Below are 13770 nucleotides of genomic sequence, written 5' to 3'. Positions count from 1 at the left end.
GTCAGCGGCGCAGGTAATCACCGAAATCGATATCACCGGCACTGAGGATGGCCTGCACCCGGTTGTGCACGTTGAGTTTGCGCAGGATCGCCGAAACGTGGGCCTTGACCGTGGTCTCGGCGATATCCAGGGTGTAGGCGATCTGCTTGTTCGATTCGCCCTTGGTCATGCGCTCGAGCACCAGCAACTGCTTGCGGGTCAAGGCCTGGAGCATCTCCGGCGGGAAGCTCGGGGCATCGCTCAGGCGCCGGCTGGTGCTGCTTTTCTGAGCGCGGATGATATCGGGCGGCAGGTAGACATTGCCGTTGAGGATCTGCTCGATCGCTTCGATCATCTGTGAGCGTGGCGAGGACTTGGTGATGAAACCCACCGCACCGTAGGTGATGGCCTGCAGCACGATCTGCTTTTCCTGCTCGGCCGAAACGATCACCACCGGCGTGGTCGGTGCCTCGTTGCGCAGGGTGATCAGGCCATTGAGGCCATGCATGCCGGGCATGTTCAGGTCGAGCAGGATCAGGTCGAGGTCGTCGTGCTCGTGGGTCAGCGCCAGGGCACTGTCCAGGTCGGCAGTTTCCATGACTTCGCTGCCCTGGAAACCATCGCTGATAACGTTGTGGATGGCTTCGCGAAACAGGGGGTGATCGTCGGCAATCAGAATTTTGTACATGGCCTTTTCACCTCGTTTTTATTGGATGGAGCGGGGCACGCGTTCGCAGGCAATGAACTCAGGGGAAGGGTTCCGGCTGTGCCGGTTGCAGTGGCAGGTTGGCTTGCTGCCAGGCGTCCAGGCCGTCGCGATACCAATACAGATTCTTATAGCCCAGGGCTTTTGCGCGTTTTACCGCGTTCCAGCTCAACCAGCAATCGGAGCGGCAGTAAAAGACCAGCGGTTGCTCCGTGCGCCCGGCGGTGGCTTTTTGCAGGTTGCGCACGAAGTAATCGTGCCACGCTGGGCTCAGCTCGCCGTCGCCGGTGTTGGCCAGCCAGCGGCTGCCGGGGATGTTGGTGTGGGGTTCATCTTCGATGAAGCGGCCCTGCAGCCATTGGCGGCGATAGACGTCGATCAGCACCGGCTTTGGGGTGTGCCCCAGCAGGTTTTGCAGCGTGGCGGTGTCGATGACCTGGCCGCCTTCGACCTGCTGTGGGGTCGGGCTGCGGTAGAGGGTAGTGCGATAGCCCTCGGCGGAAAACAGCGGTGTGCTGTCGGCCTGGGCTATGCCCAGCGTCAGGCTCAGCGAAAGCGCCGCCAGCAATGGGCGTGGCAGCCGGGGCAGGGCACGTGGCATGGGGTTTATCCTTTTTGTTATAGGCCCATTACATGCCAGTGGCGGGGTAATGTGAATGCGACGATCAGACAGCAAAGGCAGTACTAAAGTAGTAGATGGCCGTGCGCGCAACCCTGTGGGAGCGGGCGCGCCCGCAGGGTTCGCGCTAAGCAAGGGATCGCTGCCGCTCAGCGCGGCTTGCGCAGCGCCGCATGCTGGGGGTTGAAGGTGAGGATCGCCAGCAGGGTGAACAACACGGTCAGCCCCAGGCATACCGCCAGCGCCAGCGGGTTGAAGCGTTCATACAAGGCAAAGCGCACCAGTTCCACGGCATGGGTGAACGGGTTCACGGCGCACAGCCAATACAGCCACTGGCTTGCCTCGCGCATCTTCCACAACGGGTACAGCGCCGAGGACAGGAAGAACAGCGGGAATATCACGAAGTTCATCACCCCGGCAAAGTTCTCCAGCTGGCGAATCGCATTCGACAGCAACAGCCCCAGGGCGCTGAGCATCAGCGCCACCAGCAACAACGCCGGCAGCGCCAGCAACAGACCCGCAGCCGGTGGTTGCACGCCATACAACCAGGCGATGGCGAGGAAGGCGTATACCTGCAGCAGGGAAATCAACGAGGTCGCCAGCAGCTTGCTGCCGAGCAGGAATGGCCGCGGCAATGGGCTGGTCAGCAGCACGCGCATGCTGCCCATCTCCCGGTCATAGACCATCGACAACGAGCCCTGCATGCCGTTGAACAGCAGGATCATGCAGGCAAGGCCCGGGATGATGTACACCTCGTAGGGAATGTAGGTGTCGTAGGGCTCGATGATCGCAATGCCCAGGGCCGCGCGAAAGCCGGCGGCGAACACCAGCAACCACAGCAACGGGCGCACCAGGGCGCTGAGGAAGCGTGTGCGCTGCAAGACGAAACGCAGGCATTCGCGCAGGAGAATGCCGTTGAAGCACTGCCAGTAAGCGTTCATCGGGCATTGACTCCTGTGGGGGCGCTGGTCAGGCGGGCAAAGGCATGGTCGAGGTCACCGCCGTGCTCCAGGCTCAGGGCATCGGCCGTGCCGCTGGCCACCAGGCGCCCCTGATGCAGAATCAGCAGGTCGTCGCTGGGCTGCACTTCGTCCAGCAAATGGGTGGTCCACAGCACACTGAGGCGCTGCTCGCGGCACAGCAGCCGCAGGTGCTGGTTGAGCGCCAGGCGGCTGGCCGGGTCAAGGCCGACGCTGGCCTCGTCGAGCAACAGCAAGCGCGGTTCATGCAGCAGTGCGCGGGCAATCTCCACCCGGCGCCGATGGCCGATGTTCAGCGCCCGAACCGGCTCACGCCGCCGCTCATCGAGGCCCTGGCGGGCCAGTTCGGCATCGACCCGAATAGTGCCCTGGCGCCGCGACAGGCCATGTAGCGAAGCGTGGTAGCGCAGGTTCTGCTCCACGCTCAGGTCCAGGTCCAGGGTGCTTTGCTGGAACACCACGCCCAGCTGGCGCAAGGCCGGGCGCGCCGCGTTGCGCAGCGAGCAGCCGCACACGCGGATGTCGCCATGCTGCAGGTCGTACAGCCGGGTGAGCAGGGCGATCAAGGTCGACTTGCCGGCACCGTTGGGCCCCAGCAAGGCGGCGAAGCGCCCGGGCGCCAGGCTGAAGCCGACCTGCCTGAGCGCCTCGCGCTGGCCGTAGGCAAAGCTCACGTCACTGACTTCGAGGGTATTCATGGCGTCACCACCACGCCCCAGGGGTAGCGGCCGACCTTCACCGACTTGAGCACCTTGAGGTTTTTTGCATCGATCACCGAAACGTCGCCGCTGACCCCGTTGGTGGCCAGCAACTGGCTCTGGTCCGGGGTGAACGCCAGCTGCCAGACCCGCCGGCCCACCAGCAGGTAGTCGAGTACTTCGTAGGTGTTGGCGTCGACCACTGCTACATGGTTGGCCGGGCCCAGGGCGACGAATGCGTACTTGCCATCGGCGCTGAGCTTGATGCCCACCGGCTGGACCTTGTCCGGGTGCACGCCCTTGATCTGGAAGTTGAGGGTTTTCAGCACCTGGCGGCTGGCCACATCGAGGATGGTCACCGTGCCGCCGATTTCCGCCGAGGCCCACAGTCGCGAGCCGTCCTGGCTGAACTCGACGAAGCGCGGCCGCTGGTCCACCGGGGTGCTTTCCGCCAGGGTCTGGGTGCTGGTATCGATCCAGTGCAGCATGTTGGTGGTCTCGCTGGTGTTGACCGCCCACTTGCCATCCGGGCTCACCGCCATGCCTTCGGGCTCGATGCCGACATCGATCTGCCCGAGCACCTTGTCGGTCTGGGTATCGATCACCGTCACCAGCGCGTCGTCCTCGTTGGACACGTACAGCCAGCGGTCGTTGGGGTGCAGGGCGAACTGCTCGGGGTCCTTGCCGGAGGGCAGTTCCTTGATGATCTTGCGGGTGGCCACGTCCATCACCTGCACCCGGTCCGAATCGCTGGCGCAGATGTACAGCAGCGTGTTGTCGTGGGACAGCAGCAGGCCGCGCGGGCGCTGGCCCACCGGCAGGGTCTCGGTGACTTGCAGAGTGTGCATGTCGATCAGGCTGAGGCTGTTGTCCTTCTCGTTCGACACCCAGGCAGTGGCGGCCACGGCGTGCCCGCCGGCAAGGGCCAGGGCGCCCGACAGCAGGCTTGGGTAAAGCAGTGCCCGGTGAAACGGGGAGCGGCGCATGGCGAAATCCTTTTTTGTTGTGGTTATCGGGTCAGGGGTAGCCGCAGGTCACTTCGGGCTTGTCGTAGCCCAGGCTGTCCATTTCGTTGAACGGGTGCAGGAAGCCCTCCTGCGGCGAGGTGCTGACCAGGGCCCGCGGTTGTACCAGCGGGATCGGTTGGCGCAGCTCGCCGTTCCACGGGCGGTAGCTGAGCTTGCGGCCCTTGAAACCGTCCAGCGGCAACTGCTCGCTGAGCAGCAGTTGCTGCAGGGCACGGGGCTCGGCCTGGCGCAGTTTGTTCACTGCGCTGGCGACGCTGCGCACGGCCATCCAGGCGGCGAAGTCGCGGTCGTTCATCCAGCGCCCGGCCTGGGCTTCGAAGCGCTTTTGCAACTGCGCCGCGCCGAAGGTTTCCACGGTCTTGTGCCAGCCGGTGGGGGTCAGGCCCTGAGTGCCGGCCACCGGGCGCGGGTACCAGGTCTGGTAGGGCAGGTACTCGCCGAAGTCGCCGCGTTCGTCGGCCACCAGCACCACGTCGTACTCGGCGGTTTGCGTGAACAGTGGCATGTCGGCCTGGGCGCTGCGACGCTGGTCGTTGTCGAATGTCCAGGCTTTCTCCGCGACCAGCTGCATGCCAAAGCGTTTCATGGCGCGGCGCAGGGCCGCCGCGTAAGCCCGGTCGTCGTCGGTCTGGCCGACGATCAACAGCGCCCGCTGCCACTTGCGCAGCACCAGGAACTGCGCCAGGGCATCGGCCAGCATGGCGCGGCCGGGCAGGCTGTGCAGCACATTGCCCAGGCACTGGCTGCTGCGCAGGCTGTCGTCCGGGCTGCCGGCGTTGAACAGCAGGCTGTCGGGCAGGGCGGCCGACAGCGCGCGCAGGCTGGCGGCGGGGGCATTTACCACGAACAGTCGCAGGCCCTGGTCATGCTGGGCCTTGGCGGCTTGCAGCAGGGCTTCGGGGCTGTCGACGCTGGCCTTGGCCAGTTGGAATTCCTGTTTGAGAAAGCGCCCGCTGCTGTTGCTGTCGACAATGGCCAGTTCGGCGCCCTGCAGCCCGGCATCGGCGGGCTCGGGGATGATGTTGGACAGCAGCGGGCCGGGATCGGGGCGATAGCCCAGGTAGCCGATACGCACCTGCAGCGGTTCAGCGACCTTGGCCTGTGCGGGGGGCGCCGGCAGCGTCGTGGCCAGGGCCAGCAGGCAGGTCAGGGCAAGGTGGGCAGGCTGGCGCATAAAGCAACTCCACGGCAGATGGCGCCAGCATAGGAAGCCCGCCGGGAGGGGGAAATATGCAGAAAGTAGCGCACGGCCGGTACCAAGGTAGTAATTCGCCACGCGGGCCCGGGTTTTACGATGGGCCGCAGCACCCTCGGAGGAGAACCGCCCATGCGCCTTGTCAACCTGTCGGCCCTGTGGCGGATCAACCTCTGGGTCACGTGTTGCTTCGCGCTGGTGACGCTGGCTTGTGCCGGGGTGCTGTTGCATCAGGCGGTGGCTGATGTGGAGCGGGAGTTGCAGTCGGCCGAGGCCGTAGTGGCGTACCTCGGCGACACCGCCGAGCGCGACCCGCAGCGCCTGCAACCACGGCTGACGCAAAGCCTGCGCCATGTGCGGGTGCACTGGCTGGCGGCGGATGAGGCAGCGCGGCTGCCGCAAGAGGCCGGCCTGGATGCCTGGCTGGGCCGCCAACTGCTTGGCCAGCGCCACGGCAGCAGCCGGCTGCTGGAACTGGGTGACGGCCGCCGGGTAGTGATCGCCGTGGATGCCCGGGATGAAATCGACGAGGTCCGCGACTCCCTGCAGCAGCTGTTGGTCCTGTGCGGCCTGGCGTTGTTGCTGAGCTTGTTGACCATCCGCTGGGCGGTGCGGCGGGGCATGGGCTTGCTGGACGATCTGCTGCAGGCCTTGCGCCAGGTCTCGGGCGGCCAATTGACCACTCGCCTGCGCGAGGCCGGCCTGCCGGAGGCGCGCCAGCTGGCGGAGCACTTCAACCGCATGACCGCGTCTCTGGAGCAGGCCCGGGCCGACAATACCCAACTGACCCAGGCCCTGCTGGCGGTGCAGGAGCAGGAGCGCACTCAGCTGGCGCAGACCCTGCACGACGACCTTGGGCAATACCTGGCGGGTATTCGCGCCCAACTCTGCCTGCTGCGCATGGTGGCCGACCAGCCCACCATGGTGGCGCAGACGACACGTGCCCTGGAGCTCGATTGCGAACGCCTGCAGCAGGGTTTTCGCGCCTTGGTACACGACCTGTATCCGCTGGCGTTGCAACACATGCCGCTGGCCGAAGCCTTTGGCCTGCTGGTGAGCCAATGGCAGGCCAGCCAGGGTATCGAATGCCGCCTGCGGGTCGGCGAGCAACTGCCGGTGCTGCCCGGGGCGAGCCGCACGCATTTGTATCGCTTGCTGCAGGAGGCGTTGACCAACGTCGCCCGGCACGCCGGCGCCAGCCAGGTGCGGGTGCGCCTGCAACGCAGCGCCAAGGGCTTGCGCCTGCTGGTTCGCGACAACGGTTGTGGCGCGAGCCAGCCCCAGCGCCCCGGGGTAGGCCTGCACTCGATGGCCGAGCGCGCCCGCAGCCTGGGCGGTGAACTGCGCATCCTCAGCCGCCCGGGTGCCGGCTGGGCGCTGGCCCTGAACATTCCTATGGAGGTGTGATGAATATCGTATTGGTCGATGACCACGCCGTGGTCCGCCAGGGCTATGCCAGCCTGCTGCGGGCGGTGCTGCCGACAATACAGGTGCGTGAGGCTGCCAGTGGCGAAGAGGCGCTGGCCCGGGTTCAGGAGCAAGTGCCCAACCTGGTGATAATGGACTTTGGCCTGCCAGGCATCAGCGGCCTGGAAACCACCCGGCGCCTGCGTCAGCGCCTGCCGCAGCTGCGGGTGCTGTTCTTCAGCATGCATGACGAGCTGCCGCTGGTGCGCCAGGCACTGGACGCGGGGGCCTCGGGTTACCTGACCAAGAACTCGGCACCCGAAGTGCTGATCGAGGCGGTGCAGCGGGTGTTGGCCGGGCATGCCTATATCGAACAGCCTTTGGCCACCCAGCTGGCCTGTACCTCACAGCAGAACGCCAGTGACCCGCGCCTGCAGCGCATGACCCAGCGTGAGCTGGAGATTTTCGTGATGCTGGCCAAGGGTACACCGGTGCGGGGGATTGCCGAGCAGCTGTGCATCAGCGCCAAGACCGTGTCCAACCACCTGACCGTGCTCAAGAGCAAATTGCAGGTCAGCTCCCATGCCGAGCTGGTGCACCTGGGGATTGATCTGGGGGTGGTGCGGGTGGCGGGGTGAGGTCTTTATGGGTCGGGTCCGGACCCTGTGGCAGCGGGCATGNNGAAGCCGGTGCCAGACACCGCGTAGGCTGCTTCGCGGGCGAGCCCGCTCCCACAGGTAACCGAGCGGTTGCAAAAATGGCAGCGCTCAATTGTCCCAGGTCTCAGGGCACCCCTTGCATCCTTCCATGTTGGCCTCCTGAAAATTCCCGTAATGCTGCCGCGCCCCACGCAAGTCGGCGCGGGCCAGGTTGCTCTGGCCGAACTTGGCCTCCTGCAGGTTGGCATCGCCAAGGTCGGCCCCTTGCAGGTCAGCCTTGCTCAGCCAGGCCATTTCCAGGTCCGCTGCCCGCAGGTTGGCCTGGTGCATCTTCGCCCCTGACAACCTGGCGAACTGCAGGTAGGCCGCGCTGAGGTCGGCCTTGGCAAATTGCGCACCCTGGGCAAACAGGCCCCAGCCCTGAATCGCCACCAGCCGGCCATGGCTCAGGTCGGCCAGGCGCAGGTTGCTCTGCTGCAGGCTGGCGCGGGTCAGATTGGCGCCCTGCAGGCGTGCCTTTTCCAGGTTGGCCAGGTCCAGCCGGGCATGGCGCAGGTCGGCATCGCGCAGGTCGGCGCCGGCCAGGTTCATCTTGCGCAGGTCCTGGTTGGCCAGGTTGGCGCCACGCAGGTCGGCCCCCGGGCACTGGCTGGCTTCGGCAATCACGCAACCATTGATGGTCAGGGGGGTATCGATGCCAGCGTCGTCGGCATTGTCGGCCATGGCAGGGGATAGCACGATCAGCAAGGCAAGTGGCAGGTAGTTCATGGTGAAAGGCTCCTGGCAGGAGAAAGGCAGAAGCGGGGAGGGGCGCAGGCCCGCTCCCCGCTGCAGGTCAACGCTGTGCAGTCTTGTTGTCCCAGCTGGGGATCTTGAACACCCAGAACGAACCGCCCTGGGCTACCGGCTTGGTCAGCTCGGCCATGTCGCCGCCCCACAGCGGCACCGCACCGCCGTAGCCCACGGTCACGCCGATGTACTGCTCGCCGTCCTGCTCCCAGGTGATCGGCGGCGAGACGATGCCGCTGCCGGTCTGGAACTTCCACAGCTCCTTGCCCGTTTTGGCGTCGAAGGCCTTGAAGAAACCGTCGCCGGTGCCGGTGAACACCAGGTTGCCCTTGGTCGCCAGCACGCCGGCCCACAGCGGCAGGTGCTCCTTGTGCTCCCACACCAGCTTGCCGGTGGTCGGGTCCATGGCGCGGAGGGTGCCGACGTGATCGTCATACATGCGCTTGATGCGGAAGCCCATGCCCAGGTAGGCCGAACCCTTCTTGTAGTTCACTTCCTCGGTCCAGTACTCCTCCTTCCACTGGTTGCCGGGGATGTAGAACAGGCCGGTGTCCTGGCTGTAGGCCATGGGGTTCCAGTTCTTGCCGCCAAGGAACGGTGGCGAGACCTCCACCGGCTTGCCCTTGGTTTCGCCCGGCAGCGGTTTGGCCGGGCGCTGCCCGGGGTTCTCCACCGGGCGCCCGGTCTTGAGGTCGATGTGGCTGGCCCAGGTGATGTTGTCTACGAAGGGGAAGGCGTTCTGCAGTTTGCCGTTGCTACGGTCCACCACATAGAAGAAACCGTTGCGGTCGGCGTGGGCGGTGGCCTTGACCTGCTTGCCATCCTTGTCCTTGTAGTCGAACAGCACCAGCTCGTTGTTGCCGGAGAAATCCCAGGCATCATTGGGCGTGTGCTGGTAGAACCACTTCACCTCGCCGGTACTCGGGTCGACACCGACCTGCCCTGAGGTATACAGGCTGTCGAAGTCCTGCGGGTTGCCATCCTTCGAGGTGCGCGCCCAGGTGTTCCAGGGGCCGGGGTTGCCCGCGCCGACAATGATGGTATTGGTCTCGGGGTCGAAACTGGCGCTTTGCCAAGGGGCGCCACCGCCATGGCTCCAGGCTTCGACCTTACCGGTTTCGGTGGTGGGGTCGTCCGGCCAGGACGGTGCTTTGACGTCACCGGTCGGGGTGCTGTCCTTGCCGTTCAGGCGGCCCATGTGGCCTTCGACGAAGGGCCGCATCCACACTTCTTCGCCGGTTTCCGGGTCGCGGGCGAACAGTTGGCCGACCACGCCGAATTCATCGCCGGAGCTGCCGTGGATCAGCAGCACCTTGCCGCTGGTCTTGTCCTTGATCAGCACCGGGGCGCCGGTCATGGTGTAGCCGGCACTGTGGTCGCCGAACTTCTTGTTCCACACCACCTTGCCGGTGCGCTTGTCGAGGGCGATGACCCGCGCGTCCAGGGTGCCGAAGTAGATCTTGTCGCCGTAGATCGCCGCGCCGCGGTTGACCACGTCGCAGCAGGGGCGAATGTTGTCCGGCAGGCGGTGGTTGTAGGTCCAAAGGCGCTTGCCGGTTTTGGCATCGAGGGCGAACACCCGCGAGTAGGAGCCGGTGACGTAGACCACGCCGTCGCTGACGATGGCCTGGGATTCCTGGCCGCGCTGCTTCTCGTCGCCGAAGGAATAGGACCAGGCCGGGGTCAGCTTGAACACGTTCTGGTCATTGACCTGGGCCAGCGGGCTCCAGCGCTGGGCGTTGGTGCCCATGCCGTACTGCAGCACGTCCTGGGTGGTCAGGTGGTCGTTGGCGATGTCTTCCCAGGTCACGTTCTTGCTGGCAGGTGCTGCTGGGGCGGTGGCCGCCGTGGCCGCGTTGCTCAGGGCCAGGCTACCGACCAGCAGCAAGGCCCGCACGCTCAGGGCCAGAGGGGAAAGGGCGGGTAGCGTTCTTGTTGTCATGGTTGCAGTTCCCAGTGGAAGTTTTGGCCTGCACAGGGTGGGGCGGGGCGGACGTTGCGGGATACGGAAAAAGTCCCGCCCTTGCCGGGAATAGTTCCCGCGGGGCACCTCATTTGGCCCTTCGCCACAAGCCCTACTACCAAGGGATTAAGGCCCGGCCACCAAAGCAGCATTCGGCCGCCTGCGGGCTGTTTCTAAGATGGCGGCACGGCCTCTGTGGTTGAGGCCTTGCGTGCAATCGTGAGGGCATAAGAATGACAACAAAACGCAACGTCTTGCTGGCTGCCGGGCTGCTTGCCAGTGCAGTGCTGACCGGCACGGCCTGGGCACATGGCAATGTGGTGCCCCAGGCCGTGGAAACCCAGGGCCTGACCCCGATCAAGGACGCCGGCGTAGCCCTGGATGGCGATGGCTGGGCGGCGGTCAACCCGTACCGCAGCTCTCCCGAGCACGACAAGGCGGTGGAAATCGGCGCCTCGGCCTACAACCAGAACTGCGCCGCCTGCCATGGCCTGGAGGCCAAGTCCGGCGGTATCGCCCCGGATTTGCGCATGCTCGATGCCGGCGAGGCCGGGGATGAATGGTTCGTCGAGCGGGTACGCCACGGCGCCGTCCGCGACGGCCGGGTGTACATGCCGAAGATGGCCGACTACCTGAGCCAGGAAGCCCTGTGGGCGGTGCGCACCTACCTGGACAGCGTGCACGTCGAGGAGTGACGGCCATGCGCCTGTTGGCGGTGCTGTTCAGTACCCTGCTGCTGTGTTGCGCGGCGGCGCAGGCACAGGTGCGCAGCTATGACGCGATCATCGCCGCCGGTGAACTGAAGGTGGCGGTGTACAAGGACTTCGCGCCCTACAGCTTCGAGGACCACGGCCAACCACGCGGTGTCGACGTGGAACTGGCGCAGGCCCTGGCCACGGCGTTGGGGGTGCGTTTGCAGCTGGTCTGGGCGCCACCGGGGGAAAAGCTCGACGACGATCTGCGCGACTACATCTGGCGCGGCAGCCCGCTGCGTCACCAGCAACTGGCCGACCTGATGATGCGCGTGCCATACGACCACGCCTACGCGCAAAGGCGCAATGAGGTGGGCGAGTTGGAAAACGCCCAGGTGGTGATGTTCGGCCCCTATCAGGAGGAGCGCTGGCAGGTCGCCTACGATCGCCGCCGCCTGCCCTCGGTGGCCAGTGTCGCGGTGTTCCGGCAGCACCCGATCGGGGTCGAGGTGGACAGCGTGCCGTCGTTCTACCTGACTTCTGTGTTCAACGGTATGCTGAGTGCCAAAACCCATCATTACCCCAATGTGCAGCAGGCCTTCGGTGCCATGCAGGCCGGCCAGGTGGACGCGGTGATGGCGATGCGCGGCGAGGTTGACTGGCAATTGCACCAGGCCGCCGACCCGCAACTGGCACTGGCGGAAAACGCCTACCCGAACCTTGGCAAGCAGGCCTGGGAGATCGGCATGGCGGTGCATGAAAGCAACCGGCAGCTGGCCTATGCGGTGGAGGAGGCGCTTGAGGCGCTGATTCGTGATGGGCGGATGAAGGCGATTTATGCCAGTTACGGCCTGCGTTACCAGGTGCCGGAGATGTACCAGTAACAAGCTGCGCAGGCTTGCGGGTTTCTAAAGGCAACACATCCCCCCTGTGGGAGCGGGTTCATCGAGGCGTCGAACCGCCGCGAACACCGGCGAAGCCGGTGCCATATACCGCGTCGCATTCTTCGCGGGTGAACCCGCTCCCACAGGGACCGCGCAAAGTCAGTGAGATCCGTGTTGATTAATGGGAGTGGGCGATGAACTGGCGAGCGACTTTCCTGCTGGCCTGCTGGGTGCCCTGGGCCGCACAGGCCCTGGCCAGCGAGCCGAGTAACCACAAGGACCCGGTACCGTCGGTAATGTGGGACTTCTACCACAAGCAGCTGCTGGGCCAGGCCGCGTTCGTCTTCGATGACCGGGTCAAGCTGCTGGCGCCACCCTTTGCCGAAGACGCACGCCAGGTGCCGCTGGAGATCGACGCTAGGGCGTTCAGTGGCGAGGTGGTGCGGATGCTCGCCTGGGCCGAACTCAACCCGCTGCCGCGCATTGTCGACTTCCAGCCCGGCGAGCGGGTGCTGCCCTGGTTGTCGATTCGCATCCGCGTCGAGCAGGCCACGCCACTGCGTGCTGCGGTGCTGACGCGCGACGGTCTGTGGCATGTCGGCTCGACCCTGATCGATGCCGCCGGTGGCGGTTGTACCGCGCCCAGCGTGGTACGCACTCAGCCCGGCTGGGAGGAGCGCCTTGGCGAAGTCCTGGGCGGGCGCTACCCGCGCGGCGACAGCAGCCGCCTGCGCCTGCAGGTGGCCCACCCGATGGACAATGGCCTGGTCAGTGGTATCCCCGAATTCTTCCTCAACCATGCCGAGCTGCAGGACGCTGACGGCCAGCGCCTGGCCAGCCTGGAACTGTACCCGGCGGTCAGCGAAAACCCCAACCTGGGCTTCGACATCCAGGGCCCCGGGCCGACCCGGTTAGTGTTGCAGGACAACAGCGGCAACCAGTTCGAGGCGGCGGTGCCCTGAGCGCGTTGCCCCACTTCATTCCTGACCCGAGGCGCCCGTCATGCGTTGCATTCTGCTATTGCTGCTGTGCCTGGGCCTGCCGGCCTGGGCAGACCTGGACTATCGGCTCAAGCCCCGGCAGATCGCCGAGGGCACCTGGCTGCTGGAGGGCAGCACCGACAATTTTGCCAAGGATAACGGCGGCAATATCGTCAACACCGCGTTCATCGTCACCGACAGCGGGGTGGTGGTGATCGACAGTGGGCCGTCGAAACGCTACGGCGAAGCCATGCGCCAGGCCATTGCCGCCACCACCGACAAGCCGGTTGTCGAAGTGCTGCTGACCCATCATCACCCTGACCATGTGCTGGGCAACCAGGCCTTTGCCGATGTACCCATCGGCGCCCTGGCCGGTACCCGCGAGCTGTTGCGCCAGCAGGGCGAGGCCATGGCCGAGAACATGTACCGCCTGGTCGGCGACTGGATGCGCGGGACCGAGGTGGTGCTGCCGACCCGGGTGCTGGAGCCGGGTATTCATGAGGTGGGCGGGCACCGCCTGCGGCTGCTGGCGCTGGGCGGGCACACCGGTGCCGACCTGGCGATTCTGGATGAAAACACCGGCGTGCTGTTCGCCGGTGACCTGGTGTTTTACGAGCGCGCGCTGACCACGCCCAACAGCCCGGGGCTGGAGGTGTGGCTGAAGGACCTGGACACCTTGCAAGCGCTGCCCTGGAAGCAGCTGGTACCCGGGCATGGCCCGCTGGCCAGCGATGCCCGGCCGTTTGCCCAGATGCGTGACTACCTGGGCTGGCTGGATGGGCTGATGCGTGACGGCGCGGCGCGTGGCGACGACATGGCCGAGATGATCCGCAGCCCGATACCCGAACGGTTTGCCGGTATCAGCCTGACCCGTTACGAGCTGATTCGCAGTGTCAGCCACCTGTATCCCCGTTACGAACGCCAGCAGCTGCGGCGCTTGCCGTGAGATTTTCTGCGCCTTCGAGATCGAGCGCCGCCCGCGCGGCGCATCGCGAGCAAGCTCGCTCCTACATCTGTTTCGGGCCAGTAACGCCTGCGCCGACGCGCGCGATCGCCTTGCTTGTCCCTCTCGATATCGAGGTGAACGCCAAGAGACCGCGCGCCTCTGCCTCAGGATCAATTGGCCCGAAACAAATGTAGGAGCGAGCTTGCTCGCGATGCGCCGCGCGGGCGGCGCTCGATATGCGCACC

General features: G+C 65.6%; 15 protein-coding genes. 6 read left to right on the top strand and 9 right to left on the bottom strand.

The annotated features are described in order from the left end of the window. Position 1 precedes the first annotated feature (1 nt). The 6 genes from M2S36_RS21515 to M2S36_RS21490 all read right to left on the bottom strand — a co-directional run bounded on the left by M2S36_RS21515 (position 2) and on the right by M2S36_RS21490 (position 5184). Entirely contained in the window at positions 2–667 is a 666-nt protein-coding gene (locus M2S36_RS21515) for a response regulator transcription factor (protein WP_063913564.1), read from the bottom strand. 58 nt (positions 668–725) lie between these two features. Next, positions 726–1286, bottom strand: a complete 561-nt coding sequence (locus M2S36_RS21510; protein WP_063913563.1) for a PQQ-dependent catabolism-associated CXXCW motif protein — start codon at positions 1284–1286, stop codon at positions 726–728. Positions 1287–1453: 167 nt separating this feature from the next. Further along, positions 1454–2245 carry an ABC transporter permease gene (locus tag M2S36_RS21505; RefSeq protein WP_013972167.1) on the bottom strand — a complete coding sequence of 264 codons (792 nt, stop codon included), beginning with the start codon at positions 2243–2245 and terminating at the stop codon, positions 1454–1456. Next, positions 2242–2982, bottom strand: a complete 741-nt coding sequence (locus M2S36_RS21500; RefSeq protein ID WP_207830341.1) for an ABC transporter ATP-binding protein — start codon at positions 2980–2982, stop codon at positions 2242–2244. The genes M2S36_RS21505 and M2S36_RS21500 overlap by 4 nt, the downstream gene beginning before the upstream one ends. Further along, positions 2979–3968, bottom strand: coding sequence for a YVTN family beta-propeller repeat protein (locus M2S36_RS21495; RefSeq protein ID WP_207830339.1), 990 nt, complete (start codon positions 3966–3968; stop codon positions 2979–2981). The genes M2S36_RS21500 and M2S36_RS21495 overlap by 4 nt, the downstream gene beginning before the upstream one ends. A gap of 31 nt (positions 3969–3999) precedes the next feature. Then, positions 4000–5184 carry an ABC transporter substrate-binding protein gene (locus M2S36_RS21490; protein ID WP_333957816.1) on the bottom strand — a complete coding sequence of 395 codons (1185 nt, stop codon included), beginning with the start codon at positions 5182–5184 and terminating at the stop codon, positions 4000–4002. Between the two features lie 153 nt (positions 5185–5337). Here M2S36_RS21490 and M2S36_RS21485 point away from each other — a divergent pair, with 153 nt between their 5' ends. Both M2S36_RS21485 and M2S36_RS21480 read left to right on the top strand, forming a co-directional pair. Beyond that, positions 5338–6612 carry a HAMP domain-containing sensor histidine kinase gene (locus tag M2S36_RS21485; protein ID WP_207830333.1) on the top strand — a complete coding sequence of 425 codons (1275 nt, stop codon included), beginning with the start codon at positions 5338–5340 and terminating at the stop codon, positions 6610–6612. After that, positions 6612–7250, top strand: coding sequence for a response regulator (locus tag M2S36_RS21480; protein ID WP_233687500.1), 639 nt, complete (start codon positions 6612–6614; stop codon positions 7248–7250). The genes M2S36_RS21485 and M2S36_RS21480 overlap by 1 nt, the downstream gene beginning before the upstream one ends. Before the next feature lie 129 nt (positions 7251–7379). On the opposite strand, the gene M2S36_RS21475 is transcribed toward M2S36_RS21480, so the two are convergent. After that, on the bottom strand, positions 7380–8039 hold the full coding sequence (locus M2S36_RS21475; RefSeq protein ID WP_284382284.1) for a pentapeptide repeat-containing protein: 660 nt from the start codon (positions 8037–8039) through the stop codon (positions 7380–7382). A gap of 67 nt (positions 8040–8106) precedes the next feature. Continuing rightward, entirely contained in the window at positions 8107–10002 is a 1896-nt protein-coding gene (exaA, locus tag M2S36_RS21470) for a quinoprotein ethanol dehydrogenase (protein ID WP_233694246.1), read from the bottom strand. Positions 10003–10256: 254 nt separating this feature from the next. On the opposite strand from exaA, the gene pedF reads away from it, so the two are divergent. From pedF to M2S36_RS21450, 4 genes are all read left to right on the top strand, one after another. After that, on the top strand, positions 10257–10718 hold the full coding sequence (gene pedF, locus M2S36_RS21465) for a cytochrome c-550 PedF (protein WP_207830319.1): 462 nt from the start codon (positions 10257–10259) through the stop codon (positions 10716–10718). A 5-nt stretch (positions 10719–10723) separates the two neighbouring features. Then, the gene (locus M2S36_RS21460; RefSeq protein ID WP_207830316.1) at positions 10724–11599 is read left to right on the top strand and encodes a substrate-binding periplasmic protein; all 876 of its coding nucleotides are present in this window, start codon (positions 10724–10726) and stop codon (positions 11597–11599) included. Positions 11600–11793: 194 nt separating this feature from the next. Then, positions 11794–12561, top strand: a complete 768-nt coding sequence (locus tag M2S36_RS21455; RefSeq protein WP_333957814.1) for a quinoprotein dehydrogenase-associated SoxYZ-like carrier — start codon at positions 11794–11796, stop codon at positions 12559–12561. 40 nt (positions 12562–12601) lie between these two features. Beyond that, positions 12602–13525, top strand: a complete 924-nt coding sequence (locus tag M2S36_RS21450) for a quinoprotein relay system zinc metallohydrolase 1 (RefSeq protein ID WP_207830310.1) — start codon at positions 12602–12604, stop codon at positions 13523–13525. A 61-nt stretch (positions 13526–13586) separates the two neighbouring features. On the opposite strand, the gene M2S36_RS21445 is transcribed toward M2S36_RS21450, so the two are convergent. Next, a partial coding sequence (locus M2S36_RS21445; protein ID WP_333957813.1) for a hypothetical protein occupies positions 13587–13770 on the bottom strand: 184 nt, incomplete at its 5' end.

It is taken from the genome of Pseudomonas sp. SF2 (assembly GCF_036858055.1).
Classification (GTDB): Bacteria; Pseudomonadota; Gammaproteobacteria; order Pseudomonadales; family Pseudomonadaceae; genus Aquipseudomonas.
Note: the sequence above shows the minus strand (reverse complement) of the source record. Positions and strands in the feature narration are given on the sequence as shown.

Coding starts and splice junctions, on each gene's coding strand:
- M2S36_RS21480 (WP_233687500.1), top strand. CDS start 6,612: ATGAATATCGTATTGGTCGATGACCACGCCGTGGTCCGCCAGGGCTAT.
- M2S36_RS21475 (WP_284382284.1), bottom strand. CDS start 8,039: ATGAACTACCTGCCACTTGCCTTGCTGATCGTGCTATCCCCTGCCATG.
- M2S36_RS21450 (WP_207830310.1), top strand. CDS start 12,602: ATGCGTTGCATTCTGCTATTGCTGCTGTGCCTGGGCCTGCCGGCCTGG.
- pedF (WP_207830319.1), top strand. CDS start 10,257: ATGACAACAAAACGCAACGTCTTGCTGGCTGCCGGGCTGCTTGCCAGT.
- M2S36_RS21500 (WP_207830341.1), bottom strand. CDS start 2,982: ATGAATACCCTCGAAGTCAGTGACGTGAGCTTTGCCTACGGCCAGCGC.
- M2S36_RS21510 (WP_063913563.1), bottom strand. CDS start 1,286: ATGCCACGTGCCCTGCCCCGGCTGCCACGCCCATTGCTGGCGGCGCTT.
- M2S36_RS21505 (WP_013972167.1), bottom strand. CDS start 2,245: ATGAACGCTTACTGGCAGTGCTTCAACGGCATTCTCCTGCGCGAATGC.
- M2S36_RS21490 (WP_333957816.1), bottom strand. CDS start 5,184: ATGCGCCAGCCTGCCCACCTTGCCCTGACCTGCCTGCTGGCCCTGGCC.
- exaA (WP_233694246.1), bottom strand. CDS start 10,002: ATGACAACAAGAACGCTACCCGCCCTTTCCCCTCTGGCCCTGAGCGTG.
- M2S36_RS21495 (WP_207830339.1), bottom strand. CDS start 3,968: ATGCGCCGCTCCCCGTTTCACCGGGCACTGCTTTACCCAAGCCTGCTG.
- M2S36_RS21485 (WP_207830333.1), top strand. CDS start 5,338: ATGCGCCTTGTCAACCTGTCGGCCCTGTGGCGGATCAACCTCTGGGTC.
- M2S36_RS21515 (WP_063913564.1), bottom strand. CDS start 667: ATGTACAAAATTCTGATTGCCGACGATCACCCCCTGTTTCGCGAAGCC.
- M2S36_RS21460 (WP_207830316.1), top strand. CDS start 10,724: ATGCGCCTGTTGGCGGTGCTGTTCAGTACCCTGCTGCTGTGTTGCGCG.
- M2S36_RS21455 (WP_333957814.1), top strand. CDS start 11,794: ATGAACTGGCGAGCGACTTTCCTGCTGGCCTGCTGGGTGCCCTGGGCC.